We start from the raw sequence: 23,244 nt of genomic DNA, 5'->3' as shown, positions 1-23,244 counted from the left end.
CAAAGGCCTGTCCGGCCCAGGCCTGCCAGGTCACGCGGCCTCGGACTCGCCCGGCAGGGCCGTCAGCCGATAGCCCAGCCCGCGCACCGTCTCGATCCGGTCGGCGCCGATCTTCTTCCGCAAGCGGCCGACGAACACCTCGATGGTGTTGGAATCGCGGTCAAAGTCCTGGTCGTACAGATGCTCGACCAATTCGGTGCGGCTGATCACCCGGCCCTGATGCATCATCAGATAGTGCAAGAGCCGGTATTCAAGACTGGTCAGGCGCAGCGGTTCGCCGTTCACATTGGCCCTTGCTGCGCGCGGATCCAGTCGCAGGCCGCCGCACGACAGGGTCGCCGAGGCGATCCCGGCCGAGCGCCGCAGCAGGGCCCGCAGGCGCGCCAGCAGTTCTTCGGTGTGGAAGGGCTTGGTCAGATAGTCGTCGGCGCCCGCGTCAAACCCGGCCACCTTGTCGGACCAGGCCCCGCGCGCCGTCAGGATCAGCACCGGCGTGGTCTTGCCCTCGCGGCGCCAGCGCTCCAGGACCGACACGCCGTCGATCTTGGGCAGGCCCAGGTCCAGCACAACCACATCATAGGGTTCGGTATCGCCCAGAAAATGCGCTTCCTCGCCGTCGGGCGCATGATCGACCGCATAGCCGGCATCGCCCAGGGCGGCCTTCAGCTGACGCGACAGATCGGCGTCATCCTCGACGAGCAGAACACGCATGAAGGCCCCTTATCTCTCGGCGGCGACGCCGATATCGAACACCCGGCCGTCACGCTCTTCAAACCGGAACACGTGCTGACGGCCTCGCATCCCCATATAGCCGACATAGCGCGCCCCGCCTGCCCGCGACTGGGCAATCCGCTGGGCCTCGGCCTCGCTGACGCGGCGCGAATACTGTTGGCGCGGATCGTCCACGCTTTCGCGGCTGGGATCTTGCGGTCGGCTGTTGGGATCCGGGCGACGCCGCGGATCCTGATCCTGAACCAGCCAGGCCGGATCATTCGCAAGGGTGTCGACGGAGGGCGACACGGGCGCGGCCAGGGCCGAGCCGCCGAAGGCCATCATCCCCAGCATGAGGCCGGTGGCGGCGGCGGTCGTCAGATGATGTTTCACGGTGCGGGTCATGACAGCGGCTTTAGGCGCCTCGTTCTGAACGGGGGCTGAACGCCCAGTCTAGAATCATTTCACCCCTCCGGCCCAGCGGATTCCCTCGCAAGGAACAGGCCCCCGTCAGGTTCGCCACCTCAGGATCGAGGGCTCGACCGGATTGTCGAAGACCGCACCGCTCCCCTGCGCCTCGAGCAGCGCCCGTTTGCAGGCATAGTACCACAGGGACGGCTGATCCGGGGGCCCGGCAAACAGGGGGCGTCCCGTATCGGCCTCACTGTTCAGGGTCTCGAGGATCACCGCGTCCTGCGACAGGAACCGCCGCCCCAGCCACGACAGCACCGGCCGCGCCGGCACCAGCAGCGGCTGGTTGCAGAAGATCAGGTTGCGCAGGGTGATCCGCCCGTCGACCTCGGGCGTGACCGTCGTCAGATTGCACAGGCGAAAGCCCTTGCTGCGCACCGTCTCCACCCGCGCCGACGGCAGGCGGAATTCGATCGACACCGACCGGTCCTGTCCGACCAGGTCATAGACGGGGGCCGAGGCGAAGGCGTCGCACGACACGGCCGTAAAGCCATACGGCGAGGGCGTATATCGTTTGGTCTTGACCTTGCGCACCGGGTCCGACCGCCACCACCACGAATTATGCACCATCGGCACATGGGCCGGATCGACCAGCCCCAGCACTGCCTGATCGTAGTCGGTCGCCACCCGCACGACGGAATAGCAGACCTGCACCATATCCGCTTCAAGGTCTTCGGCGGGCAGCGGCGGCACGCGGGCGTCGTCCGCCCCTGCCTGGCGCACCCAGACCATGCCCAGCGCGGCCGTGGCCTGCCAGGTCTCCGCGTCCGCACCGGCCAGCACCGGCGACGGGCCAGACTGGTCCACCGTCAGCGCATGGCCATGCAACATCACCTGGCGAAGCCCGCGCCCTCGACCCTGACGGCACACCGGATACCACGCCTCTCGGGGCGCCCCCCGATGCCAGGGCTTCTCCGGACGAACCCGCGCAGGGTCGGCCGGCGGCGACGCATCGCCGATCATCAAGGCACTGGACAGATGCTCCCCCCGAGCGGCCCCGGCTGACCGGGTTGCCGCGAACCCTAGTCAGGTTCCCGACGCCCGCGCAACCACGCATCCACGGGACCCGCCCCCGCCGCACCTGTCACCGATGTCATGCCGATGAACCAAACCTGAAACGGCCTGTTCAGTTTGGGCTCAGCCGCGACCTGCTTTTGTGCAGTCAACGTCGCCTCCCCGGACGACGACCGTTGAAAGGATACGACCATGATCAAGAAGCTGCTTATCCCCGCCCTCGCCCTGGCCGCCACCTCGGTTGCGCTGCCGGCCGCCGCACAGAGCTTCAGCGTCAGCATCGGCACCACGCGGGCCCCGGCCTATGCGCCCGCCTATGCCCCCGGCTACGGTTATGACCGCAATGATCGCTATGACCGCGACTGGGTGTCGATCAACCAGCGCCAGCGCCAGCTGGACCGCCGCATCGACCAGGGCGTCCGCAACGGCCAGCTGACCCGCCGTGAAGCCGTCAGCCTGCGCCGCGAGTTCAACCAGCTGGCCCGGCTCGAGGCGAACTATCGCCGCAACGGCCTCAGCCGGTGGGAACGCCAGGACCTCGATCGTCGTTTCGATGCCCTGGAAGCCCGCATCCGCTACGAGCGTCGCGATCGCGACGACCGCCGGGGCCGCGGCCATCGCTAAGCCATAAGGCGGCGCCCCAAAGGCCCGCCTCCGCAGGCCCCACCCTCCCCTCGCAGGGGCCTGCCCCCGGGGCGCGATCCGCAAGGATCGCGCCCCTTCTTCGTGGGTGAACGGGCGCGCGATCCGCAAGGATCGCGCCCCTTCTTCGTGGGCAGAGAGTCCCGGCCTGGATTACTGCGGCAGGGACACGGCGTCGGTGACGTGGATGACGCCGTTCGACTGGAGGATATCCGCCTGGGTCACCGTGGCGACGCCGCCGTTCTCATCGGTCAGGATGACCGAGCCGTCGCGCAGCGACGCGGTCAGCGTATCACCCGACAGGGTTTCGATGGCCGCCGAACGCCGGATGCGAAAAACCCCGCCGTGCGGCAACCGGACGCGGCCGGCCACTCGCCGATAGAGGGACAAGTGGGCGCCGCCTCGGCGAGGCGTCGTCTCCGCCCGCAACGCTCGCCACCACTCACCTGGCCTGGTGCATCATCTCCACGAGCATAGCGAGCCCGAAGATCCCAAGGCCGCTGCCGACCACGCCGAACGCGCCTCCCTCCAGGCGGGTCCCTGATCGCCCCGGCCAGACCATGGCAAACAAGACCGGAAGGCCGAAAGCCACTCCGAACGAACTGGCAAGCGTCACCCTCTCCGGCAGCAACAGACCATCCACCGCCAGCAGCCATCCGGCCCCGGCGACAGAGGATAAGACACCGACAAGGAAACAGGCCGCCAACCAGCCCCACCGTCCCTTGCGATCGTTCATCGCCCGCCCACCTCCGGCCCCGGCTGCCACTCGGCAACATCCCACTCGAACACCGCGCCCGTGGCCTTCTCGACAGCGAACCAGCCCATCAGGGTGCTGCCGCACAGGTCCTGATTACAGACCGCGCGGAGGCCCAGAACATGGTGGCCGACCGGGCTGTCTTCCGCCCGGACCGGGTCGCACGACGCAACGTGCCCGAGCGGCAGGCCCCGCGCCGCCGTCACCCGTGCCGTCGCCAAGGCGCAGGCGGCCTCGGCACTGACCACGACGTCGGGCTGTGGCTCCTGCTTCGAGGAGGTAGCAGATCCGGCGATCGCCCGACGCTCCACGCGAACCTGCTGCGTTTCCGTTTCGGAGACGCCATCCGGGTGGACTGTATCTATTGTCGTTATGACCGTTCGCCGGATCGGCCTCCCGACCGCGTCGACCTCAAAAGCCACTTCGACCGTGCCCGAAATTGTCTCCTTCGAGCGCTCGATCAGCGCGGACTCCAGCGTCACCGGCGTCTGCATGATCTCGCCAACGACGACGTCACTCTCCGCATGAGCCTTGCGCACAGCATCGGCATCAACCTCCAGCCTGACAGCGTAGGTTGCCCCGTCTGCACCCTCCGATGTCCGGGTCAGCGTGCCGGCGCCCAAAGCGCCCGGATGCCGATAGGGAGCCCCCTCACGGATATCGGCGGACCGGAGATCGAAGGCCTCGATGTCGTCCACGACGGTCTCCGGGTCGCACTCGATGCGAAACGCAGTCCAGGTGAAAATCCATTGTCCGCATGCCGCCTTCGGCAATCCCGCAGCCGCCAGCCAGCGGTCGAGGCGGACCTCAAGGTCCGGCCTGTTAAGCAAGCGCATGGGACCGTCTGACGGCTGGAGAACCCTTGCCGGATACTGCCAGACCCGATCTCTCTCCTCGTCAGTTGAGGCTGCCGGAAGGTCGAACTCCAACTCGACGCCGAGATCGCTGACGGCAATCACACGCTCTTCGAACGTCTTGCGCCCACTCGAGCTGCCGGACGAACCATCGCTGCTCCGTTGAGACGTTTCGTAGGAGACGATGATCTCGTATCGGTCTCCGACGACCGGATCGCTGTCCGGAAATCCGGAGAGTCCGTCCGATCCCGCCCCCAGTGAAGCGAAGAGTGCCGCGATGATTGCTATCAAGCTCATGCGGCGAACAATGAATGCCGACGGTCGCGATAGCAACGCCGCTAGGGAACGCCCCCCTACACCCTCAACCGGCTCTCCACCGTCGTCACCGCCTGTCCGGTCAGGATCACGCGGTCGCCGCGCATCTCGGTGGTGATGGCACCGCCCCGCGTGGGGAAGGCCTGGAAGAAGTCGACGCGGGCGCGGCCGAGGCGGTCGGTCCACAGGGGGGCCAGGATACAGTGGGCCGAGCCGGTGGCCGGGTCCTCGGGCACGCCACAGCCGGGGGCAAAGAACCGGTCGACGACGTCATGGGGATCGTCCGGATCGGCGGGGGCGCAGACGATCACCTCGCCCTGTTCGCCCGCCGGGCTGACCAGGGCATTCAGCGCCGCGATGTCGGGCGTCAGGGTTCGCACCGTCTCGGCATCCTTCAGCACCGCCACCAGATAGCGGGCGGCCCAGACCTCGACCGGCTCGGCCCCCAGCGCCTCGGCCAGACCCGCGACCGGCCCCGCGCGGCGCGGCGGATCGGCGGGAAAGTCCATCTCATAGGCGTCCTTGCCCTGCCCCCGCTTCACGATCAGCGGTCCTGAGGCGGTGTCAAAGGTGACGGCCTCGACGTCCAGCCCCAGTTCGCCCAGCAACACATGGGCGCTGGCGAGCGTCGCGTGGCCGCACAGATCGACCTCGCGCCCCGGGGTGAACCAGCGCAGGCCGAACCGGTCGGGCCGGTCGGTGCGTGTCAGGAAGGCCGTCTCCGACAGATTGTTCTCGCGCGCCAGCGCCTGCATCCAGGCCTCGTCGGGCCACTCCAGCTGGGGTTCGACCACACAGGCGCCATTGCCCATGAAGGGGCGCGCGGCAAAGGCATCCACCGTCCACTGTCTCATCTCTCGCGCTCCACCTTCAGTTCCGGCCAGCGGGCCACAAGCTTGTCGACCACCCGGTCCCAGTCCGCGGCCAGCGGCCGGGTCGGATTGGGGCGCAGCACCATGGCGAACATGTCGTCCAGGCCAAAGGGCGCCTCGACCGTCAGCCGGTCGTCGGGCTCCAGCCGCACCCCGACGGCAAAGGCCGGGGCGACGAACCGCGACAGCGCCTCGGCGGTGGCGCTGACCGGCGGCCAGGGCTGGCCGAACTTCTCCGGAAACCATTCCGAGACGCGGCGCTGATTGCGAACCTCGACGCGGCTTTTCAGCGGCTCGTCAAAGCGTGCGGCGACCCGGCGGATGACCGCATCCTCGGCGTCCCAGCTATAGTCAGCATCGAAATAGCCGACGTCGAAATCCTTGATCCCGTGCCCGGCCGGCCGCCCCGTCAGGTGGTTCCAGACGCTCTGATAGACCGCGCCGGAAAAGATCAGCCAGTCGTTGAGACCCTCGGCCCGCACCCCCTCCAGTACCGTCATCAGATCCGGGTCGGCCCGGACGATGGCCTCAAGCCGGGTCGCCGGATCGCTCATCGATCGCGCACCGGCCAGCCGTGGTCCAGCGGCCCGTGCCCCTGCCCCAGCCCGGGCGCCCGGCGGATCGCCTCGGCCACATAGGCCCAGGCGCTGGCCACCGCCGCCTCCATCGTCTGCCCCTGCGCGAGGCCCGCCGCACAGGCGCTGGCGAGCGTACAGCCCGTGCCGTGGGTGTGGCGCGTCTCGACCCGCTCGCCCTCCAGCACCGTCTCGCCCCGGCCGGTCAACAGCAGGTCCAGCACGCGCTCGCCCGGCACATGGCCGCCCTTCATCAGCACGGCGCCTGCGCCCATTTCCAGCAGGGCCTCGCCCGCCCGGCGCTGGCCGTCCAGATCGGTGACCGCGATGCCGGTCAGGGCCTCGGCCTCGGGCGCATTGGGGGTCAGCAGGGCCGCACGCGGCACCATCCGGGTGCGCACGGCGTCGATCGCGGCATCCTCCAGCAGGCTCGCCCCGCCCTTGGCCACCATGACCGGATCGACGACTGCGGGCACGCCGGCCCCGTCCAGAATGTCGGCGACCGCCTCGACCACCTCGACGCTGCCCAGCATGCCGGTCTTGATCACGTCTGTGCCGATGTCGTTCAGCACGGCCCGGGCCTGTTCGCGGATCAGACTGACCGGCAGCGGATGGACGCCATGAACGCCCAGGGTGTTCTGCACCGTGATGGCCGTCACCGCCGTCGCGGCAAAGCCCCCCAGCATGGTCACCGCCTTGATGTCGGCCTGCAGCCCCGCGCCGCCGCCGGAGTCAGACCCAGCGATGATGAGAACCCTGCCGCGGGTCATACGGTCGCTCCCGAGAACAGCTTCAGCCCGACGATGCCCGCCACGATCAGGACGATGCACACCAGCCGCAGCGCCGTCGCCGGCTCGCCATAGGCCAGGATGCCGATGCTGGCGGCCCCCACCGCCCCGATCCCGGTCCAGACGCCATAGGCCGTGCCGATCGGCAGCTTCTGCGTCGCCAGCCACAGGAAGCCGAAGCTGGCCAGCATGGCGATCCCGACCAGAAGGCTGATCCCCGGCCGCTGTGGTCCGACAAACTTGAAGCCCGAGGCCCAGCCCACCTCCAGCAGTCCGGCAATCGCCAGCGCCAGCCACGGGTTCATCTGGGTCAGCAGTCTGAGCGTCTCGGTCATCTCTCGTGAATGGCGACGCGTGAGCCCGGGGGCAAGTCTTACCTTCCCGCCACCAGCTTCTTCAGCGCGTTGAACATGGCCATCACCTCGCTGACAAAGATCACCGCCACGATCAGCATCAGCACGCTCTCGGCCCCCTCGCGTGTGCGGATCAGCGTCTCGATGCGGTCGATGAAGGCCGCCACACTGTCCACCCGGATCAGCGACGAGAAGGGCGAATACAGCCAGATCCAGCCCAGCAGGGTCAGGGACGCCCCCCGGAACACGACATCGCCGAAGGCCGTCAGCCGCACGGGCGATCCGGTCAGGGCCCGGATCAGGTGGAACACCCCCTGGGCCGCCGCAAACACCACCACCGGCCAGTACAGCAGCGCCACCGTCTCGGCGAACAGCAGGCCATAGTCGACCCCGCCGCGCACCAGCTCGCCGCCCAGGTCCTCGGGGCGGAAGCCCAGCCCCAGTAGGCCCGACCACCACATCAGGAAGATGCCCCAGGCGGTGGCGCTGCCCAGCGCGCCCGCCGTCGGCGACAACTCCGGCAACACCCTGTCCAGCGCCCGGTCGGTGTCATCCAGGGTGCCGCCGCCGCTCTTTTCGTTCAGCGAATCCCACCACCGGCGACTGAACACGCCGACCTCGAACATGCCCAGATCCCTGGCCCGCCATTCGGTCAGGAAGGCCGGCTTCTTCGCCTGCCGCTCGATGATGAAGCCCGCCAGCGTCGCCAGCCCGACCACCGTCAGCCCGCTCGCGAACAGGCCGGCAAGGGCCTGACCGATCGCCTGGCCCACCTCGGCCCCGCCGAACAGGATGCGCGCCACAGCCCCCACGGCCGTGAGCAGAACCAGCACCGTCAGGGCCGTCTTCACCCCGAACAGCCACCAGGGGTAGAGCTCGGGCCCCACCACATGCTGCGGCCCGGCGCCATAGCGGGCGGCCACCGTCAGCGGGTGCCCCACCTCGCGCAGCACGGCCTCGACCTCGGCCTCGGTCAGCGGCCGGCCCAGCTCGGCCTCCCGCTCCTCGACCCGGCTCATCAGCAGGTCGCGCAGCTCCGCCAGAATGTCCTCGCGGCCGGCGGCGGGCAGCTGCGCCCCCACGGCCTTCAGATAGCGTTCGATCAGGTCCATCGTCCCCTCCAGTTTCACAGAATTCGGTCCAGCGAGGCCGACAGCCTGCGCCATTCGGCCTCAAGCCGGCCCAGCATGGCCTCGCCCGCGGGCGAGAGCCGGTAAAAGCGTTTCTTGCGGCGCTCTTCCTCGCGCCATTCGCTGGTCAGCAGCCCCTGGCTCTCCAGCCGGCGCAGCAGCGGATAGAGGGTCGATTCCTCCATCTCCAGCCCGTGCTCGCCCAGCGCCACGCGCAGGGAATAGCCGTATTGCTCGGTCTTCAGCCGCGCCAGCACCGCCAGCACCAGCGAGCCCCGCCGCAGCTCCAGCCGCATCGCCTCATAAAGATCGGTCTCGCCCAAGGGCCCGCTCCACTCACGTCACATAGTGTGTGACACACAGTGTATGCGACATACTGTATGAGCGAGTCAAGCGGTGCCGACCACGAAGCCTTAACCCGCGCGGCCTAACAGGAGGGAGTGGCGTGATCCGGAGGCCGAGGTGGCGAGACGATGAGTCGAAAACACATTGTTCTGATTGTCTTTTGGGCAGCCCTGATCGCGGTCGTCGCCGGCTTCGTCGCCATGGTCATCCGGGCTGTGACAGAGGGCCAGTGGACCTTGCTCCTGACCCTGCCACTCGCTCTGATCCTCGGCTACGTCCTGACCAGATCCGGCAAAAAACACCGCCGCTGACGTCAGGGCCTAATCCTTCAGGTAAAACAGGTCCTCGACGCTGACCCCCAGCGCCCGGGCCAGGTCCAGCGCCAGCAGGGTCGAGGGGATGAACACCCCGTTCTCGACCGTATTGATGGTCTTGCGCGACACGCCCGCCCGCTCGGCCAGCTCGGCCTGGGTCAGGCCGGCGGCGGTGCGGATGGCCTTCAGGTGCGACCCCAGCCGCGGGTCACCCATCCCCGCGCTCCGGCAGGCCCGCCTCGCGATCCAGCCAGGCAAAGCGCAGTCCGGCCGCCGCCCCGCCCAGCGTCAGCGCCGTGATGATCGCCAGCGGGCTCCACTCCGGCCGCCACAGGCTGACCCCGGCGGCCACCGTGCCGCTCGCCATCAGCACCACGAACGCCGCCCCCAGGGCCCGCGCCCGCAGCGCCCCGGTCAGCTCGTCGTCGAGGTATTTGCGCTGGGTCCGCGACTGGAAGTCCCAGCCCATGACCACCATGCTCACCACCCAGGAATACAGCACCGGCAGGCCGACCTGCAGATAGTCGACGACCGCGTCATCGCCCGCCTCGATGCCGCCCCAGGCCTGATACGACACCGCCAGAAAGAACAGGCTGGCCACCGGAAACGCCCAAAGGATCCCGTTGCGCCGCGCCTGCAGCCGATCGCGGCGCGCCTGCACCGGCTCCAGCTGCCACGTCCGGTTCCACGGCCGGAGCGTCCACGCCTTGATCGCCGCGATCAGCGCCAGTCCGACGCCAAAGCCCAGAACCGCCGCCACCGTTCCGGTCGCGCCGACCCCGGCCCGGATGTAGCCGTACACCACCAAGGCCACCGCCACCCCGATGACCAGCGCCGCCAGCGCCGCCACCAGCTTCCTGCCCCGCGCCCGGCCCTCCCGCACGCGCTCCTGTTCGGTCATCGTCATCATGGCGCTCGCTCCCTCGGATCAATGTCACCTTCGGGTTACATATCACCTCAAGGTTACACGCCGTCAAGTCCCCTCCAGCCCCTCCCGGCTCCGGGCCGGGCATCGACATCGAGGAACCGGTGCCGGTGCCGGGGCTCGACGACGACACAGGACGGGCGCCGCCCGAACCACCGGTACCGGTGCCGCGCGACCAGATCATAGACCCCGTCGCGGATCGGCCTTGGCACGAGTCCAAGGCCCGCCAGCCAGCACCACGGCCGCCGGAGCCTCCGTGCGAGGGCGAGCCCCGCGTCGGACCGGGTCAGCGCCCGCCCGTCCCGGATGACCAGAAAGGTGTCGTTGAGGTCCGCCTGCGTAAATCCATGGCGCTCCGCCAGCGCCCGCCCCGTCGCCGACCACGCGCCCGCAAAGTGCAGGTCCGGCCCCCGCTCAGGCGCCAGAACAAACCGCACCATCCCGCTGCAGAGCACGCAGTCGGTGTCGAACACGACGATCGCACGGGTCTCGGGTTGTGCAGGCATCAGCACTCTATACCGCGCAATCACCCCACGATCAGCACGGGATTGGCAGGGGGCATAACCCACCCCTTCCGCTCATCCCGGCGGAAGCCGGGACCCAGATCTCGTGCACGGCTCAGCCCTACCCGCTCGCAGACCTAGGTATGCCATCCGGCCTCCTGCCCTTGGCCAAAGCACTGGGTTCCTGCTTCCGCAGGAATGAGCGGGTATAAGGAGGGATCAGGCCTTCAAGCAGCGAGCGACCGCTTAGCCCAAGGCGAATTTCACCCCGATTACCTTGGGCAGAAGGAACGCCATGGCGAAGTAGTCGAGAAGGATGAAGGGGCTGATGAGCCCGGTCGGCATAGGCAACCAGCCCCCTCCGACGAAAGAAAAGAACAGCACGTGCAAAAATGCGTATGCGCCCAGCGTGGCCCAATACCCGGCGTGCCTGTACGCCGCGCGATAAGAAAACGCCGTCACACCGATCGCCATGCCTGACACGGCCAGGAGAAAGCCGACCTCGAAGTCCACGCCGCAGATTGCCAGCACTATCCAGCCCCCTAGCGTCGCCGGGAGCATCCAAAGAAGATCACGACTTCTGAATACGTAAAACGGGAGCGCAGCCTTGTTCACCTGCAAAACGCCCTGCCCCCCGGCTCCAGATGCAGATGGTCCTGGTGCGGGGCGTCATAGTCGGGGCTCAGCACGGTGCTGAAAATCCAGCAGCCCTCATCGCGGATGCGCTTCAGGAACCGTGCCTCGGGCCCGTCGCCATACCAGTGCTGCTTGACCATCACCCGCGTGCCGTCGCGCAGGATGACCCCGGCAAAATCCACCGCCGCCGCGCGCGAATGGGCGCTGGGCCGCGCGCCCGGCCGGTTCGACACAGTGCGACAGGCAAAGGTGCCATAGTGGACGATGTCGACCACGTCCTGGCCGAAGATCTCGCGCGCCGCCGGCTCGACCACCTGCCGCCGCCACACCGACAGGGCCAGCGCCGTCTGGCATGTCATCACCGGCCCCGCGGGCGACAGGCGCGCCACCGTGCCCCGGTCGACGTCCAGCGTGCCCGCCCCCGCCAGGCCACAGGTCTCGGAGTCCACCCGGTCGGGCACGGGGGTAAAGGTCACCCGCGCCGCATCCAGCTCGGCCCGACAGACCGCCAGGTCCGCCCCCGCCGCATCCACCCGCTCGCGCATGCCACGATCCGGCCGCTGGTCGATCAGTCCCGAGGCCAGTCGCACACTGACCGGCGCATTCACCGGCGGCTGGCTGACCGCGCCCCGATCCCCCCACCCCGGCGGCGGCGGATTGGCCCGCCCGCACGACGCCAGCACCAGCAGGCCCAGGGCAAGGATCAGTCGGGAGTGTTTCATGGGCGGAGAGGGTAGCGGGATTCGGGCGATGGGGCGGCAGCTTGCGTCGCATTGCCTTGTGCAGGACCGTTTGGCAGGGTGACCAAATGTCCCGTTTCCTCGTCGTTCCGCTCGCCCTTTTTGCCGCGACCCTGGCGGTCCCGACCGAGGCGCTGGCCCAGAAGCCCCCGTCCCAGGCGGCGCCCGCCTCTCCCCAGATCCAGGCGATCCAGGACAAGCTGATCCTGGCCCTTCAGGCGCTTGAGCAGGGCGACTACGACGGGGCCCTGCGGGCGCTGGACGCTGTCGTCGTCGACCCTGCGTTCAAGGAGATCCCCGCCTCCATGCAGACGCAGGTGTACCGCCTGATCGCCAGCGTGGCGGATGAGACCGGGCGCGTCGACCGGTCGTGGCGGGACTGGCGCCGCGTCACCGAAGCCGACGATGCGGTCTGGGGCGACTGGTGGGCACGGACCCTGTCCGCGCATCTGGCGGACGAGCCGGTCGATGCGGTGACGTCCCTGGCGCAGGCGGTTCGCCTCTACCCGGCACTCGTGACGGAGGCTCCGGAAGGCTGGATTTCCCAGATCATGCGGGCGGCCCATGATCATCCGGAGGCCCAGGGCCGCCTGATCGAGGCCCTGACCGACGCAGGCTGGGAGGACACGGGCGGGCGGTTCTGGATGGCCCATGCGGCCTGGCTGATCGACGGTGGCAAGGCGGACCAGGCCAGGGCCTTCGTGGCGCGAATCGAGAGGGCGACCCCGCGTCTGATCATGAGCACGGACCGTCGGTTTGACGGCCTGCGAGCGCAGCATCCCGATCTGTTCGAGATCGAGCGCGCTGCGGCCGCGGAACTCGAGGACGCCCGACAGGCCACCGAGGCCCCGGACGCGGACCTGTCCGACTGGAACCTCTACGCCTCGATGCTCCATGACGAGGGCCGGCTGGACGAGGCGCTGCAGATCCTTGACCGGGAGATCGCCGACGCCGAGCGCCCCCGCAAGCCGGGCGAGGCGGCCGTCGTTTCCGACGACTTTATCTGGGCGCTGGATGCTCGCTCGCGGATCCGCATCGACCTGGGCGACGTCGAGGGGGGCCTGGCCGATCTGCGGCGGGCCGCCCGCCGACCCGAGGGCGGCGAGGTCAACGTCAGCCACGCCATCAATCTGGGCAATCTCTACGTCAAGCTGGACCGTCCGGCGGAGGCGCTCGAAGCGACCATCGACGTCACGGCCGGGCGACTGGCCCCCTATGGCCGCGTCCAGCTGGCCGAGGTACGGGCCTGTGCCCATGCGGCGCTGGGCGACCTCGACGCCGCGCGCGCCGAGATCGCCTACATCGAGGAGAATCCGACCGTCGCGCCGGGTTCGACCTGGGGCGTCTATGCCTGCATCGGCGACGAGGACGCGGCCGCGGCGGCCCTGATCGCCCTGCTCGAGGATCCCCGGGAGCGGCTCGGCGCCCTGTATAGCGTCCAGATCTTCGCCCCTTCGCCCGAGGCCACCCCGGGTTCGCTGCGTCGCAGGGCGTTCCGCGAGTCCGTCCTGGCCCGGCCGGATGTGATTGCCGCGATCGAGGCAGTGGGGCGTCGGCAGACATGGGACCGGATGCCCCCCGGGTTCTGACCCCCTAGCCGCGGGCCACCCGGCGCACTACCTTTCCGTTCATGGCCCGTTCTCCCCGATCTTCGCGTTCCACGTCCGGTGTGTCCGAGGCCCCGGCGGCCTTCAAGGGCGCCTCTGCCGCCCCCGGCAACCTGCCCATGTTTGCGCCGGTCACCGGGCCGCGCCTGACGCCCGAGGAGGCGCCGGGCGCGCCGTCCGACTGGGTGCCGCACCGGCCCTCGCGCCCGACGGACAAGGTCTCGCGCCCCTTCCGGCTGGAGACCAAATACACCCCCGCCGGCGACCAGCCCGCCGCCATCGCCGAACTGGTGGCCCAGGCGGCCGAGGGCGAGCGCGACCAGGTGCTGCTGGGCGTGACCGGCTCGGGCAAGACCTTCACCATGGCCAAGGTCATCGAGCAGACCCAGCGCCCGGCCCTGATCCTGGCCCCCAACAAGACCCTCGCCGCCCAGCTGTACAGCGAGTTCAAGGCCTTCTTCCCCGACAACGCCGTCGAGTATTTCGTCTCGTATTACGACTACTATCAACCGGAAGCTTATGTCCCAAGAACAGATACTTATATCGAAAAGGACTCGTCCATAAACGAGCAGATCGACCGGATGCGGCACGCGGCGACGCGGGCCATTCTGGAGCGGGACGATGTGATCGTGGTGGCCTCGGTCAGCTGCATCTACGGCATCGGCTCGGTCGAGACCTATACGGCCATGACCTTCACCCTGGCGGTCGGCGACCAGATCGATGAGGCCAAGCTGCGCGCCGACCTGATCGCCCTGCAGTACAAGCGCAACGACCTGACGTTCGAGCGCGGCATGTTCCGGAAGCGCGGCGACACGATCGAGATCTTCCCCGTCCACCTGGAAGACCGCGCCTGGCGCCTCAGCCTGTTCGGCGACGAGATCGAGGCCATCCACGAGTTCGACCCCCTGACCGGCAAGAAGACCGCCGACCTCGACACCATCACCGTCTATGCCGCCAGCCACTACGTCACCCCGCGCCCGACGCTGAAACAGGCCATCGACGGCATCAAGGCCGAGCTGAAGGAGACGCTCGACTGGATGAACGAGAACGGCAAGCTGCTGGAGGCCCAGCGGCTGGAACAGCGCACCCGCTTCGACCTCGAGATGATGGAGGCCACCGGCGCCTGTGCCGGCATCGAGAACTACAGCCGCTGGCTGACCGGCCGCAGCCCGGGCGAGCCCCCGCCCACCTTCTTCGAATACATCCCCGACAACGCCCTGCTGTTCGTCGACGAGAGCCACGTCACCATCGGCCAGATCAACGGCATGTTCCGCGGCGACTACAAGCGCAAGTCGACCCTCGCCGAATACGGCTTCCGCCTGCCCTCCTGCATCGACAACCGCCCCCTCAAGTTCGAGGAGTGGGACGCCATGCGCCCCCAGACGGTCCATGTCAGCGCCACCCCCGGCCCGTGGGAAATGGCCCAGACCGGCGGCGTCTTCACCGAACAGGTCATCCGCCCCACCGGCCTGATCGACCCGCCGGTCGAGATCCGCCCCGTCAGCGACCCCACCCGCAACCAGGTCGATGACGTGATCGATGAGGTGAAGGCCACCGCCCGCGCCGGCTACCGCTCGCTGGTCACCGTCCTGACCAAGAAGATGGCCGAGGACCTGACGGAGTACATGCACGAACAGGGCGTCCGCGTCCGCTATATGCACTCCGACGTCGACACGCTGGAGCGTATCGAGATCCTGCGCGACCTCCGCCTCGGCGCCTTCGACGTGCTGATCGGCATCAACCTGCTGCGCGAGGGGCTCGACATCCCCGAATGCGGCCTGGTCGCCATCTTGGACGCCGACAAGGAGGGCTTCCTGCGCTCCGAAACCTCCCTGATCCAGACGATCGGTAGAGCTGCCCGCAACGTCGACGGCCGCGTCATCCTCTATGCCGACAAGACCACCGGCTCGATGGAGCGCGCCATCGCCGAGACCAACCGCCGCCGCGCCAAACAGGTCGAATACAACACCGAACACGGCATCACGCCCGAGTCCGTCCGCCGCGACATCAAGGAGATCCTCGCCAGCCCCTATGAGAGCCGCGCGATGGACCGCCTGACCAGCCCCGGCCTCAAGGAAGAGGCCAAACCCTTCACCGGCTCCAACTTCCAGGCCGCCCTCAAGGACATGGAGTCAAAAATGCGCGAGGCCGCCGCCAACCTCGAGTTCGAGGAGGCCGCCCGCCTCCGCGACGAGATCAAGAAGATGAAGGCCCTCGACCTGGAGTTCGCCAATGAAATGCTGACCGGCGCGGGCGAAGAGGTCGACAAGTCCGCCCCGAAACGCTGGCGCGCCGAGGCCGCGGCGGAGAAGGCGGAGGCGTTCCGGAAGGGGCGGTAGAACTTCCTAGGCACCAGCCTCTATACTCGCGCTGGGGATACAAGGTTCCGACAAGTGCACAGGGCTGGTTACATTGCCCCATACTTAGGCTATGGTTGGATGTCACGATGAGAGATCGTTCCGATGAGCACGTTACAGCTAGAACTCACCACGGCAGATGCCATTTCGGCTGATGTGGCTGCCCGTCTTGCGCGTTTGGAAGCCTGGGACCTCTCATGGGCCTCGCGTGAGGCTGCCCGCCGGTGCGGATGGAAAGAAGACTACGCAGCCAACGTTGAGCGGGAGTATCGGCGTTTTTTATCGCTCACGGTTATCGCACCAGACGGCGGCTTTGGCATGGCTGGTGACGTGGATGAAATCTGGCATCAGCACATCCTTGACACTCAGGATTACGCCGAAATGTGTGGCGCTATCGCAGGTGCTTTCATACACCATTGCCCGCTGCGTTCGACCGATGAAGCTTCTGAAAGTTCTTACGAACGCGAAACATTACCAAGCCTACGGCGGTTATATGGTGAGGTGCTCAGTCCGGTCTGGCCTCCGGAGGGAGCGGAGGCCGTAAGCGCCAGCAAGTGCTGCAGCACACATGGTTGAGTAGATGGGGGAAGCGTCTGCTGGAGCGAGGGCTTGGCTTAGCGCCTGCCAAGTAGCAGGAATTCATACCAAAGCTGACGCGATTTCGCAGTTGCGCGACTTTCTCATCAAGGAGGGCGTTGGGCCCAATATTGAGCGGCAGTTAACCGACTATATCTCCGGCATTACTCAGAGGACTTCTCACCCCGAACACCTTAGTCGTTTTGTGCGGGCACGGGGTATAACTTGTGACGACGCAGCATTTTGCAGCGACGCAATTAGTGAGGATCATATTTGGCGGTTCGAGGTCGAGGCTCGGCGATGGAACGGCCTGCTTTCAGAGTACACCGGCGAATTTGAAGTAGTAAGACCATCCAGCGTTGACATTGAGTCCGGAAAACATCCCGAGTGGGATCATGGAGTAGATCCATACACGCTTTCTATTGAGGAACGCGCGGGACGTTTTAATTTTTCTCACAGGCACCGGGATCACGATGATTGCTGGATTGGGAACGCACTCACAAATGGAAGGCAAATTTTTTTAATCGGCTTTGATTACAATTCACCAGATATAGACGTATCCTTGTGTATATTAGTCCCACATAAGAACCGCAGATACTCAAAAGATATTCTAGTTGGCGTTCAAAAATGTGTTTTGCCGGAAGATAAGGTCATTTTCCGCAGGATATCTTTCGTGCGGGCCAAGCCTGTTTCTCAGGATGCTGACATTGCCCAACTTCGTTCAGCAGGTAAGAACTGGGTCCTTGGGTCTGAACCGGCTGAACGCGGGATGATATTGAAGCTTGCAGCTTCTGCTGAACCGCCACCGCGTGACTGATCGTGAGCGCTGGTGCCTCGCTACGGCGAGATACGTTCTAGACGCCACTTCCCGGATTGGTCGAGCGCGAACGACGGAGGCGATCATTTTCGCCCTAATCGTAGAACAGAGACGGCGCCTACAAGCTACGGCTAGATCGACATAGAGCGCTCCCTTCGTCTCAGGTCGAACTCGGCGTCGCAATACAAGAACGATTACTTGCTTGCTGCAATGTTCATGGCACCTTTGCGACACCTCTGGCACCCCGCCAGCAGGACATCTGGAGTGAAAGTCATGAAATACTCAGACGAACAACGTTTCGAGAACCCCTGGTCCTCCTTCCGGGGCGGCAACGGTTGCGATGGTGACGGCGGTTGCGGCGACGGCGGTGAAGGCGTCGGTTGCGGCCACTAGAGAGCCCTCGACGCGAGCTCCTGGCGACATTGTCGCCAGGAGCTACCCTGTTCTGACCGCTGCCAAATCAAGGAGCATCTGATGCGTTACCATCATAAGCCGAAACCTAGGCGCTGCTGCGGGTGCGGAAAAATTCTGAGCAAGGGTGAACGCTGCTGCAGGCGCCGTTAGGAGCCACCGGAAAGGATCGAACGGGCCCAGATCAGCTCGATCTGGGCCCGTCCACTGAAACACCGACCCACATTGGCGGGCGATCAGTCGCCCCCCACCCGCACTCCCCCTTTGTGTCCTCTGTGTCCCTCTTTGTGTCCTTTGTGATGAACCCGACTCCACCGCCCCCGGACCGGACCACCGCGTGCCCGCTCCGATACTCGGGTCAAGGCCGAGTATGACGGGTTGAAGGGCCCAACTATCCGCCCCGCCCCCCATTTCCCCTGCCCTTTCAACGCCCCTCGCGTTTCTCGCACCGTTTTGCCCGCCCTGGCTCGAGCCCATGCCATCATCCCCGTGTCCCGTCGCGGGGGAGGGCGCTCGGCCGGCGTTCGATGCGGCGGCGGGAGCGGATGGAGCGGGGATTATCCCGGACGGTCGATCTTTCAGCGCGCACGGGCCTCAAGTAGCGAGGCTCCGCGAGCCGAGCGGTAGGCCCCAACGGGGATAATGCCGACAGCACCCCGCCTCCGGGTGCGGGTGTTGTCGAAGGGTCGGGGGGGATACCCGGCCGGTCCAGGGAAGGCGCCGCCGGCGCCTCCTGCCCGCCGGGGGCGCTGCGGTAAGGCCCGAACACGGCCACCCGACGCAAGCTCCCGGAAAACCCTCCGCGCGGGGCGTCAGTCTTCGTCGAAACGGTATTCCATAGACACTCCGGGCGAAGGCCCGGCGTCCCGCCGCCCTCCCCACCGCTGCCGGAAACGGCAGGGGCGTAGAGGCGTGCCCGTTCCCAAGATCCTCCCCTATGGGGGAGGGGGACCGTCCGCAGCCCGCAGGGCGAAGGAGGGTGGAGGGGGCAGCGCCGCCGTCTGCCACTCGGGCGCCGATGCCGCGTGTCGGCCCCCTCCACCGCTTCGCGGTTCCCCTCCCCCGAGGGGGGAGGAATGACCGCCTGCCTCCTTTCCCCTCTCTTCAGAAAAGGACCCCGCCCATGCCGAACCCCCGCACCGCCCGACCGGCCCCGGACCCGGAGGACGATTGCTCCCCCGAGGAGGAGGCCGCCCTGCGCGCCGAGTTGCAGAGCCGGCTGGATCATCTGCGCCGCATGCGGGACGGGGGGGCGAGGGAACGCGGCGACTTGACCTGACGCGGCAACGGTTGCACGCCGGTCGCCCGATCTGACGGAGGCGACCCCATGCGCGCGACCATCCTTCCCTGTGCCCTTGCCGCCCTGCTGCTGGCGGTGCCCGGCGGGGCCCTGGCCCAGGACATGCTGATCGAAGGCGGGCCCATCTATACGGGGGTGCCCGGGGCTCCGGTGGCCGAGATGGTCATCGTGGAGGACGGGCGCATCACCTATGTCGGCCCCCGGCGGGGGCAGGGCCCGATTGTTCCGTTGGGCTGGCAGGTCATCGACCTGAAGGGCGCGGCACTGTTTCCCGGCTTTACCGACGGCCATGCCCATCTGGACGGCATCGGCGCGCGCGAGATGACGCTGAACCTGGAGGGGTCGGCCTCGGTGGCCGAGGCCATGGCGCGGCTGGAGGCCTGGGCGGTGGCCCATCCCGAGGGGCCGATCATCGGCCGGGGCTGGATCGAGACCCACTGGCCCGAGGGGCGATTCCTGACGGCCGCCGATCTGGATGCGGCGGCGCCGGGCCGGTTCGTGATGCTGAGCCGCGCCGACGGCCATGCCGCCGTGGTCTCGACCCCGGTGCTGGCGCTGTCGGGCATCGATGCGGAGACGGTGGCCCCGGCGGGCGGCGAGATCCTGAAGGGGCCGGACGGCCAGCCGACCGGCCTGCTGGTCGATGCGGCCATGGGGCTGCTGCGCGCGCCCGAGGGCTATTCGGACTCGCCCGCCGCCCCGCGCGAGGTCTATCGCGCCGGCTTTGCCGTCTATGCCCGCTATGGCTGGACCGGCATCCATTTCATGAGCGCGCCCTGGGGGGATGTGCCGCTGCTGGAGGCGATGGCCGAGGCGGGCGAGGCACCGATCCGGGTCTATAACAGCGTGACCCCCGACGGGGCCGCCGCCCTGTTCGCCTCGGGCCCGCGCTCGGTCGCCGACGGGCGGGTCGTGACGCGGGCGGTCAAGATGTATGCCGACGGGGCGCTGGGCTCGCGCGGGGCGGCCCTGTTCGCCCCCTATTCCGACCGGCCCGACACCACGGGCCTGATGCAGATGACGCGCGAGGAGGCCGTGCCCGTCTATGAGGCCGCGCTGCGCTCGGGCATCCAGGTCGCCACCCACGCCATTGGCGATCGCGGCAATGCCTCGGTGGCCGAATGGTATGCCGAGGCGCTGGAGGCCGTGCCGGCGTCGGAGCGTCCGAACGGCGAGGACGTGCGCTGGCGGATCGAGCATGCGCAGATCCTCAGGCCCGAGGATTACCGCTGGTTCGTCGACCTGCCGATCATCGCCTCCATGCAGCCCAGCCACGCGATCGGCGACCTGCATTTCGCCCCGGCCCGGCTGGGCGATGCCCGCCTCGACGGCGCCTATGCCTGGCACAGTCTGGTGGATCTGGGCGTGATCGTGGTCGGCGGCTCGGACGCGCCCGTCGAGCGCGGCGATCCGGCCATCGAATTCTATGCCGCCGTGGCGCGGCGCGACCTGTCGGGCTTTCAGGGCCCCGACTGGCGCCCGGACGAGGCCGTGGACCGGATGACGGCCCTGCACATGTTCACCCTGTGGCCGGCCTATGCCTCCTTCCGCGAGGAGGAGCTGGGCACCATCGAGGTCGGCAAGCGCGCCGACTTCACCGCCTTTGACATCGACCTGATGACCGCGCCCGAGGCCGAGCTGCCGAACGCGAAGGCCGTGCTGACCATCGTCGACGGCGAAGTGGTCTATCGGGCGGAAGAGGCCACCAGCAGGCCCTGAGCCTGAAGCGTCGCATCGGCGTTCTCGGTGACGCTGATGGCGACGGCCTCGATGCCGTGCTGGCTTTCCAGCGCGGCCAGCCAGCTGAACAGCGCCGCCGTCGGCGCCTGTTGGGCGCTGAAGGCCAGACCGCCGTCCTCGCCGGGGGACAGCTCGACCGCCAGCCCCTGGGCCTCGGCCAGTGGACCGGCGACCTCGGCCAGACGGGCCGGGTCAGAGGTGGCACCGGGCTGGATGCGCGCCTCCGCCGCCGCGATCAGCCGGGTGGCCTCGGTCGCCTCAGCCCGTCGCTCCGCCGCCGCCTCCCGCCAGCCGTACAGCGGCTGCACGACGCCGTAGAAGACCAGGATGCCCCCGGCGACCACCGCCAGCCCGATCAGCATCGCCTGCTCGCGCGGCGTCCGCCCCGCCAGCCAGTCCGTCACCGCCCTCATGCGCCCACTCCCACGATGATGTCGCTGGCGATGCGGTCGCCCTCCTCCAGCGTCGCCTCTTCGACCATGCGCAGGCCCAGCGCCTCGACCCCGTTCCGGATCGCCTCCAGATCCTGAAACGCCGTATAGCTGACCGTGGCCCGGACCCCGGAAACCGGATCGGCGGTCAGGCTGTCCAGCTCCGCCCCCGGCACGCCCTCCAGCGCCTGGAACAGGACGGCGGCGACCACGGCCACCCCGCCCGGGGGCGGCGTCAGGGCCAGACGTCGCTGTGCCTCGTCCAGCGGATCGGCATCGGCGGCCATGTCGGGGAACAGGACGCGCGCCCGAGCCTCGGCATCCTCGCGCAGGCGGCTGGCGGCCATGTCGTCGCGGATCGCCGCCGCCGCCGTCAGCACCAGCGGCGAGACCAGCAGGGCCAGCGCGAGGCCGGCCGCCAGACGCCAGGCCTTCCAGCCCTCGCCCTGCGGGGCCCGACGCTCGCTGCCGCCCAGATCGACCGGCGGGGTGAGCGCCGTCGCGATCAGCCGGGCCTCGACCTCGGCATCCGTTGCGATCGGCACCAGACGCCGCTCGCCTGCAATCACGGGCGCCAGATCGGGCTGCACCGAGACCGCCAGCCGCCGGCCCCTCAGGGCCACGGTCGGGCCGAAGGTGATCGTGTTGACCGTGTCGGCCTCCTCCGGATCGGCCGGCACCAGACTGTCGGGCACCAGCGCGTCGGCCGTCAGCCCCAGCCGGGAGAGAGCATCGGTCCAGGCCATTAGCCGCCCCTCGGAAACCGCTGCCACCGGACGCGAGCCGTCTGCCTCGACCGCACCCAGCGCCACCCGCATGCCGGCCGGATCGACCGCCAGATCTTCGCGCAGCGCCCACAGGGCGGCCGCCCTCTGCTGCACCGGGCGACCGGCGGGCAGGGTCAGCCACCGGATCAGCACATCGGCGCCGGGCACGACGGCCACGGTCCGCACCCGCGCCCCGGGCAGGGCCGGGGTCTCGACCGACAGATGGCCGCGTTCCAGCACGCGCCCGTCGGCGTCGAGCATCAGGAAGGGGGCGGGCTCGCTGCCCTCGGCGGGGATCAGCACAAGGCGGGTTCGGCTCATCGGTCGGCAGTCCAGCGATGGACGACCGTTTCGACACGGCCGTCGGGAAGGATTCGGAACAGGGCGGTGCGCGTGACCCGCGCCCCTGCGAATTCGACGTCACTGCGGAAGGCGAAATAGCGGGTCGTCAGGGTCAGCTGGTCATAGACCTCGGAGGCCGGGGTCGCCTCGGCCATGGCCGGCTGACTCCAGAAGGCGCCGATGTCGCGCCAGCCACCGCGCGGGCGGGCGGCGATGGCGGCGCGGGCGCGGGCCGGGTTCAGCCGCCCTTCGGACAGCATGACCAGCAGGGGCGCGTCGTCGACCGACAGGGTGTTCGGGTTGATCGGCGACAGGTCGGGTGTCGGCAGGGCGCAGACGAAGGGCCGCAACCGACCGTAGACCTCGGCATCCATGCCCCGGATCAGGCGCAGCTCACCCGGCTCCAGCAACAGGGCGCCGGGGGTGCGAAGCGGCGTCTCGCGCCCGGCGTAGGCGGCGGTCTCGGCCCCACGCGGCAGGGGCGTCTGGTCGCTGTCGATCCAGTCGGTGAGGGCCTCGGCGACGGCTCGCATCCGGCCCTCGTCGACGCCCAGCGCGCGGCCCAGAGCCACCAGCTGCTCGGCCCCGCGCGAGCGGGCGACGTAGGCCCCGTCGATGCCCGAGACAACGCTGTTCAGATTGAAACAGGCCTGGCCGTCGCGAACCACGGCCTGGATCTGCCCGGCCTCGACGGGGAAGGCGAAGGGGCGTCCGTTCCAGTCCGGCTCGGTCGGGGTGACCGGTCCGGCCTGCCGGATCAGCCGCTCGATCCGCTTGCGCGCCAGGGCCTCGGCGCCCAGCGCATACCACTGGGCCTGACCGACCGATGCCAGGTTGGAGGCCCGACGCGTGGAGAAGCGCACATCGTCCAGCAGGGCGACGGCGATGGCGGCCATCACCGTCACCATCAGCAGCACGGTCAGCAGGGCCATGCCTTTCCGGTCCTTGTGGCGC

General features: G+C 68.2%; 28 protein-coding genes. 8 read left to right on the top strand and 20 right to left on the bottom strand.

Annotated features, from left to right (window positions below; translation table 11 throughout):
• Positions 1 to 30: 30 nt before the first annotated feature.
• The 3 genes from V7672_RS10205 to V7672_RS10195 form a co-directional block, all read right to left on the bottom strand.
• Complete coding sequence (locus V7672_RS10205) at positions 31 to 711, bottom strand: response regulator transcription factor (RefSeq protein WP_322256481.1); 681 nt, start codon at positions 709 to 711, stop codon at positions 31 to 33.
• A gap of 9 nt (positions 712 to 720) precedes the next feature.
• On the bottom strand, positions 721 to 1,116 hold the full coding sequence (locus tag V7672_RS10200) for a hypothetical protein (RefSeq protein ID WP_335624489.1): 396 nt from the start codon (positions 1,114 to 1,116) through the stop codon (positions 721 to 723).
• Positions 1,117 to 1,221: 105 nt separating this feature from the next.
• Positions 1,222 to 2,013: a hypothetical protein gene (locus tag V7672_RS10195; protein ID WP_335624488.1), complete on the bottom strand. Its 792-nt coding sequence runs from the start codon at positions 2,011 to 2,013 to the stop codon at positions 1,222 to 1,224.
• Between the two features lie 378 nt (positions 2,014 to 2,391).
• On the opposite strand from V7672_RS10195, the gene V7672_RS10190 reads away from it, so the two are divergent.
• Positions 2,392 to 2,820, top strand: a complete 429-nt coding sequence (locus V7672_RS10190) for a hypothetical protein (RefSeq protein ID WP_335624817.1) — start codon at positions 2,392 to 2,394, stop codon at positions 2,818 to 2,820.
• A 171-nt stretch (positions 2,821 to 2,991) separates the two neighbouring features.
• Here the strand turns inward: V7672_RS10190 and V7672_RS10185 are convergent, their stop codons facing one another.
• From V7672_RS10185 to V7672_RS10145, 9 genes are read right to left on the bottom strand one after another with little or no spacing between them, the layout of a single operon-like run.
• Positions 2,992 to 3,228, bottom strand: a complete 237-nt coding sequence (locus V7672_RS10185; protein ID WP_335624487.1) for a fasciclin domain-containing protein — start codon at positions 3,226 to 3,228, stop codon at positions 2,992 to 2,994.
• 52 nt (positions 3,229 to 3,280) lie between these two features.
• Entirely contained in the window at positions 3,281 to 3,574 is a 294-nt protein-coding gene (locus tag V7672_RS10180) for a hypothetical protein (RefSeq protein ID WP_335624486.1), read from the bottom strand.
• Entirely contained in the window at positions 3,571 to 4,743 is a 1,173-nt protein-coding gene (locus V7672_RS10175; RefSeq protein ID WP_335624485.1) for a hypothetical protein, read from the bottom strand. The genes V7672_RS10180 and V7672_RS10175 overlap by 4 nt, the downstream gene beginning before the upstream one ends.
• Positions 4,744 to 4,799: 56 nt before the next feature.
• Positions 4,800 to 5,615: a PhzF family phenazine biosynthesis protein gene (locus V7672_RS10170; protein WP_335624484.1), complete on the bottom strand. Its 816-nt coding sequence runs from the start codon at positions 5,613 to 5,615 to the stop codon at positions 4,800 to 4,802.
• The gene (locus V7672_RS10165; RefSeq protein WP_335624483.1) at positions 5,612 to 6,187 is read right to left on the bottom strand and encodes a nucleotidyltransferase family protein; all 576 of its coding nucleotides are present in this window, start codon (positions 6,185 to 6,187) and stop codon (positions 5,612 to 5,614) included. Before V7672_RS10165 ends, V7672_RS10170 begins: the two co-directional genes overlap by 4 nt.
• Entirely contained in the window at positions 6,184 to 6,978 is a 795-nt protein-coding gene (gene thiD / locus V7672_RS10160; RefSeq protein ID WP_335624482.1) for a bifunctional hydroxymethylpyrimidine kinase/phosphomethylpyrimidine kinase, read from the bottom strand. Before thiD ends, V7672_RS10165 begins: the two co-directional genes overlap by 4 nt.
• A complete protein-coding gene (locus V7672_RS10155; protein WP_335624481.1) occupies positions 6,975 to 7,331 on the bottom strand; it encodes a DMT family transporter in 357 nt (118 codons plus the stop codon). The genes thiD and V7672_RS10155 overlap by 4 nt, the downstream gene beginning before the upstream one ends.
• A gap of 38 nt (positions 7,332 to 7,369) precedes the next feature.
• Positions 7,370 to 8,461, bottom strand: a complete 1,092-nt coding sequence (locus V7672_RS10150) for a hypothetical protein (RefSeq protein ID WP_335624480.1) — start codon at positions 8,459 to 8,461, stop codon at positions 7,370 to 7,372.
• Between the two features lie 14 nt (positions 8,462 to 8,475).
• Positions 8,476 to 8,775, bottom strand: a complete 300-nt coding sequence (locus tag V7672_RS10145; RefSeq protein ID WP_335624816.1) for a PadR family transcriptional regulator — start codon at positions 8,773 to 8,775, stop codon at positions 8,476 to 8,478.
• A 177-nt stretch (positions 8,776 to 8,952) separates the two neighbouring features.
• On the opposite strand from V7672_RS10145, the gene V7672_RS10140 reads away from it, so the two are divergent.
• Entirely contained in the window at positions 8,953 to 9,135 is a 183-nt protein-coding gene (locus V7672_RS10140) for a hypothetical protein (protein WP_335624479.1), read from the top strand.
• Between the two features lie 9 nt (positions 9,136 to 9,144).
• Here V7672_RS10140 and V7672_RS10135 read toward each other — a convergent pair whose 3' ends face one another.
• The 5 genes from V7672_RS10135 to V7672_RS10115 all read right to left on the bottom strand — a co-directional run bounded on the left by V7672_RS10135 (position 9,145) and on the right by V7672_RS10115 (position 11,924).
• A complete protein-coding gene (locus V7672_RS10135) occupies positions 9,145 to 9,354 on the bottom strand; it encodes a helix-turn-helix transcriptional regulator (RefSeq protein WP_335624478.1) in 210 nt (69 codons plus the stop codon).
• The gene (locus V7672_RS10130) at positions 9,347 to 10,048 is read right to left on the bottom strand and encodes a hypothetical protein (RefSeq protein ID WP_335624477.1); all 702 of its coding nucleotides are present in this window, start codon (positions 10,046 to 10,048) and stop codon (positions 9,347 to 9,349) included. Before V7672_RS10130 ends, V7672_RS10135 begins: the two co-directional genes overlap by 8 nt.
• A gap of 53 nt (positions 10,049 to 10,101) precedes the next feature.
• A complete protein-coding gene (locus V7672_RS10125) occupies positions 10,102 to 10,569 on the bottom strand; it encodes a thiol-disulfide oxidoreductase DCC family protein (protein WP_335624476.1) in 468 nt (155 codons plus the stop codon).
• A 243-nt stretch (positions 10,570 to 10,812) separates the two neighbouring features.
• Complete coding sequence (locus V7672_RS10120) at positions 10,813 to 11,181, bottom strand: hypothetical protein (protein ID WP_335624475.1); 369 nt, start codon at positions 11,179 to 11,181, stop codon at positions 10,813 to 10,815.
• Positions 11,178 to 11,924: an extensin family protein gene (locus V7672_RS10115; protein WP_335624474.1), complete on the bottom strand. Its 747-nt coding sequence runs from the start codon at positions 11,922 to 11,924 to the stop codon at positions 11,178 to 11,180. Before V7672_RS10115 ends, V7672_RS10120 begins: the two co-directional genes overlap by 4 nt.
• Before the next feature lie 86 nt (positions 11,925 to 12,010).
• Here V7672_RS10115 and V7672_RS10110 point away from each other — a divergent pair, with 86 nt between their 5' ends.
• From V7672_RS10110 to V7672_RS10085, 6 genes are all read left to right on the top strand, one after another.
• The gene (locus V7672_RS10110) at positions 12,011 to 13,531 is read left to right on the top strand and encodes a hypothetical protein (RefSeq protein WP_335624473.1); all 1,521 of its coding nucleotides are present in this window, start codon (positions 12,011 to 12,013) and stop codon (positions 13,529 to 13,531) included.
• Between the two features lie 137 nt (positions 13,532 to 13,668).
• Complete coding sequence (uvrB, locus tag V7672_RS10105; protein WP_335624815.1) at positions 13,669 to 15,888, top strand: excinuclease ABC subunit UvrB; 2,220 nt, start codon at positions 13,669 to 13,671, stop codon at positions 15,886 to 15,888.
• Positions 15,889 to 16,011: 123 nt separating this feature from the next.
• Positions 16,012 to 16,482 (top strand): glycine-rich domain-containing protein, encoded by a 471-nt coding sequence (locus tag V7672_RS10100; protein ID WP_335624472.1) that lies wholly within the window; start codon positions 16,012 to 16,014, stop codon positions 16,480 to 16,482.
• A 4-nt stretch (positions 16,483 to 16,486) separates the two neighbouring features.
• Positions 16,487 to 17,299: a hypothetical protein gene (locus tag V7672_RS10095; RefSeq protein ID WP_335624471.1), complete on the top strand. Its 813-nt coding sequence runs from the start codon at positions 16,487 to 16,489 to the stop codon at positions 17,297 to 17,299.
• 1,534 nt (positions 17,300 to 18,833) lie between these two features.
• A complete protein-coding gene (locus tag V7672_RS10090; protein ID WP_335624470.1) occupies positions 18,834 to 18,989 on the top strand; it encodes a hypothetical protein in 156 nt (51 codons plus the stop codon).
• A 48-nt stretch (positions 18,990 to 19,037) separates the two neighbouring features.
• Positions 19,038 to 20,729, top strand: coding sequence for an amidohydrolase (locus V7672_RS10085; protein ID WP_335624469.1), 1,692 nt, complete (start codon positions 19,038 to 19,040; stop codon positions 20,727 to 20,729).
• Here the strand turns inward: V7672_RS10085 and gspM are convergent.
• Genes gspM through gspK form a run of 3 tightly spaced genes read right to left on the bottom strand, consistent with a single transcriptional unit; the run spans position 20,696 to position 23,222 of the window.
• Complete coding sequence (gene gspM / locus V7672_RS10080) at positions 20,696 to 21,163, bottom strand: type II secretion system protein GspM (RefSeq protein WP_335624468.1); 468 nt, start codon at positions 21,161 to 21,163, stop codon at positions 20,696 to 20,698. The genes V7672_RS10085 and gspM overlap by 34 nt on opposite strands.
• Complete coding sequence (gene gspL, locus V7672_RS10075; RefSeq protein ID WP_335624467.1) at positions 21,160 to 22,269, bottom strand: type II secretion system protein GspL; 1,110 nt, start codon at positions 22,267 to 22,269, stop codon at positions 21,160 to 21,162. Before gspL ends, gspM begins: the two co-directional genes overlap by 4 nt.
• Complete coding sequence (gene gspK / locus V7672_RS10070; RefSeq protein ID WP_335624466.1) at positions 22,266 to 23,222, bottom strand: type II secretion system minor pseudopilin GspK; 957 nt, start codon at positions 23,220 to 23,222, stop codon at positions 22,266 to 22,268. Before gspK ends, gspL begins: the two co-directional genes overlap by 4 nt.
• Positions 23,223 to 23,244: the final 22 nt, after the last annotated feature.

The organism is Brevundimonas sp., from assembly GCF_036963785.1.
In the GTDB taxonomy this organism is placed as follows: Bacteria; Pseudomonadota; Alphaproteobacteria; order Caulobacterales; family Caulobacteraceae; genus Brevundimonas.
This window is presented reverse-complemented; position numbering and strand designations above follow the sequence as displayed.

Coding starts and splice junctions, on each gene's coding strand:
- V7672_RS10205 (WP_322256481.1), bottom strand. CDS start 711: ATGCGTGTTCTGCTCGTCGAGGATGACGCCGATCTGTCGCGTCAGCTG.
- V7672_RS10200 (WP_335624489.1), bottom strand. CDS start 1,116: ATGACCCGCACCGTGAAACATCATCTGACGACCGCCGCCGCCACCGGC.
- V7672_RS10195 (WP_335624488.1), bottom strand. CDS start 2,013: ATGTTGCATGGCCATGCGCTGACGGTGGACCAGTCTGGCCCGTCGCCG.
- V7672_RS10180 (WP_335624486.1), bottom strand. CDS start 3,574: ATGAACGATCGCAAGGGACGGTGGGGCTGGTTGGCGGCCTGTTTCCTT.
- V7672_RS10175 (WP_335624485.1), bottom strand. CDS start 4,743: ATGAGCTTGATAGCAATCATCGCGGCACTCTTCGCTTCACTGGGGGCG.
- V7672_RS10170 (WP_335624484.1), bottom strand. CDS start 5,615: ATGAGACAGTGGACGGTGGATGCCTTTGCCGCGCGCCCCTTCATGGGC.
- V7672_RS10165 (WP_335624483.1), bottom strand. CDS start 6,187: ATGAGCGATCCGGCGACCCGGCTTGAGGCCATCGTCCGGGCCGACCCG.
- thiD (WP_335624482.1), bottom strand. CDS start 6,978: ATGACCCGCGGCAGGGTTCTCATCATCGCTGGGTCTGACTCCGGCGGC.
- V7672_RS10155 (WP_335624481.1), bottom strand. CDS start 7,331: ATGACCGAGACGCTCAGACTGCTGACCCAGATGAACCCGTGGCTGGCG.
- V7672_RS10150 (WP_335624480.1), bottom strand. CDS start 8,461: ATGGACCTGATCGAACGCTATCTGAAGGCCGTGGGGGCGCAGCTGCCC.
- V7672_RS10145 (WP_335624816.1), bottom strand. CDS start 8,775: ATGCGGCTGGAGCTGCGGCGGGGCTCGCTGGTGCTGGCGGTGCTGGCG.
- V7672_RS10140 (WP_335624479.1), top strand. CDS start 8,953: ATGAGTCGAAAACACATTGTTCTGATTGTCTTTTGGGCAGCCCTGATC.
- V7672_RS10135 (WP_335624478.1), bottom strand. CDS start 9,354: ATGGGTGACCCGCGGCTGGGGTCGCACCTGAAGGCCATCCGCACCGCC.
- V7672_RS10130 (WP_335624477.1), bottom strand. CDS start 10,048: ATGATGACGATGACCGAACAGGAGCGCGTGCGGGAGGGCCGGGCGCGG.
- V7672_RS10125 (WP_335624476.1), bottom strand. CDS start 10,569: ATGCCTGCACAACCCGAGACCCGTGCGATCGTCGTGTTCGACACCGAC.
- V7672_RS10115 (WP_335624474.1), bottom strand. CDS start 11,924: ATGAAACACTCCCGACTGATCCTTGCCCTGGGCCTGCTGGTGCTGGCG.
- V7672_RS10110 (WP_335624473.1), top strand. CDS start 12,011: ATGTCCCGTTTCCTCGTCGTTCCGCTCGCCCTTTTTGCCGCGACCCTG.
- uvrB (WP_335624815.1), top strand. CDS start 13,669: ATGTTTGCGCCGGTCACCGGGCCGCGCCTGACGCCCGAGGAGGCGCCG.
- V7672_RS10100 (WP_335624472.1), top strand. CDS start 16,012: ATGAGCACGTTACAGCTAGAACTCACCACGGCAGATGCCATTTCGGCT.
- V7672_RS10095 (WP_335624471.1), top strand. CDS start 16,487: ATGGGGGAAGCGTCTGCTGGAGCGAGGGCTTGGCTTAGCGCCTGCCAA.
- V7672_RS10090 (WP_335624470.1), top strand. CDS start 18,834: ATGCCGAACCCCCGCACCGCCCGACCGGCCCCGGACCCGGAGGACGAT.
- V7672_RS10085 (WP_335624469.1), top strand. CDS start 19,038: ATGCGCGCGACCATCCTTCCCTGTGCCCTTGCCGCCCTGCTGCTGGCG.
- gspM (WP_335624468.1), bottom strand. CDS start 21,163: ATGAGGGCGGTGACGGACTGGCTGGCGGGGCGGACGCCGCGCGAGCAG.
- gspL (WP_335624467.1), bottom strand. CDS start 22,269: ATGAGCCGAACCCGCCTTGTGCTGATCCCCGCCGAGGGCAGCGAGCCC.
- gspK (WP_335624466.1), bottom strand. CDS start 23,222: ATGGCCCTGCTGACCGTGCTGCTGATGGTGACGGTGATGGCCGCCATC.